This is a genomic window from Ruegeria sp. H6 (assembly GCF_056532975.1).
The window spans coordinates 1-1,276 of sequence record NZ_JBQFOA010000031.1 but is presented as its reverse complement, the minus strand read 5'-3'; the positions used below and the strand labels follow the sequence as shown (position 1 = coordinate 1,276).

General features: G+C 59.9%; 1 protein-coding gene. It reads right to left on the bottom strand.

The window, feature by feature from the left end:
- Positions 1–100: 100 nt before the first annotated feature.
- The coding region (gene tuf / locus ACR0AG_RS22365) for an elongation factor Tu (protein ID WP_480842879.1) at positions 101–1,276 on the bottom strand (1,176 nt) is incomplete at its 5' end.

Genomic DNA, 1,276 nt, shown 5'->3' with positions numbered 1-1,276 from the left:
AAAAGGCCGCCCCATTGTTGGGGCGGCCTTCTTTCGTTCGATGGAGTGGGCTCTCATTGCTCTTTCAGAGCAACTGCCGCAACCAGTCGGCAGAGCCGACTTACTCGATGATTTTCGAGACGACGCCGGCGCCGACGGTGCGGCCGCCTTCGCGGATCGCGAAGCGCAGGCCGTCTTCCATCGCGATCGGTGCGATCAGCTCGACGGTGAAGCCGACATTGTCGCCGGGCATAACCATCTCGGTGCCAGCCGCCAGGGTCACGGTGCCGGTCACGTCAGTCGTACGGAAGTAGAACTGCGGGCGGTAGTTCGCGAAGAACGGCGTGTGACGGCCACCCTCTTCCTTGGTCAGGATATAGGCTTCGGCTTCGAACTTGGTGTGCGGTGTCACCGAACCCGGCTTACACAGAACCTGGCCACGCTCAACGCCGTCACGGTCGATACCGCGCAGCAGGGCGCCGATGTTGTCGCCCGCTTCACCGCGATCCAGCAGCTTGCGGAACATTTCAACACCGGTACAGGTGGTTTTCTGAGTGTCGCGGATGCCGACGATTTCGATCTCGTCGCCCACGTTGATCACGCCACGCTCGACACGGCCGGTCACAACGGTACCACGACCCGAGATCGAGAACACGTCTTCAACAGGCATCAGGAACGGCTTGTCAACTTCACGCTCAGGGGTGTCGATGTAGTCATCAACAGCCGCCATCAGTTCCTTGATCTTCTCTTCGCCGATCTCAGGGTTGTTGCCTTCCATCGCGGCCAGAGCCGAACCTGCGATGATCGGAACATCGTCGCCGGGGTAGTCGTAGCTGGACAGCAGCTCGCGCACTTCCATCTCAACCAGTTCCAGCAGCTCTTCGTCGTCAACCTGGTCCACTTTGTTCATGAACACGACCATCTTCGGGATGCCAACCTGGCGGCCCAGCAGGATGTGCTCGCGGGTCTGCGGCATCGGGCCGTCAGCAGCGTTCACAACCAGGATCGCGCCGTCCATCTGGGCAGCACCGGTGATCATGTTCTTGACGTAGTCGGCGTGGCCGGGGCAGTCAACGTGCGCATAGTGGCGATTATCCGTCTCGTATTCCACGTGCGCGGTCGAGATGGTGATGCCGCGTGCTTTCTCTTCCGGCGCGCCGTCAATCTGGTCATACGCACGGAAGTCACCAAAATACTTCGTGATCGCTGCCGTCAGCGTCGTCTTCCCGTGGTCAACGTGGCCAATCGTGCCAATGTTAACGTGCGGCTTTGTACGCTCAAACTTTTCCTTTGCCAT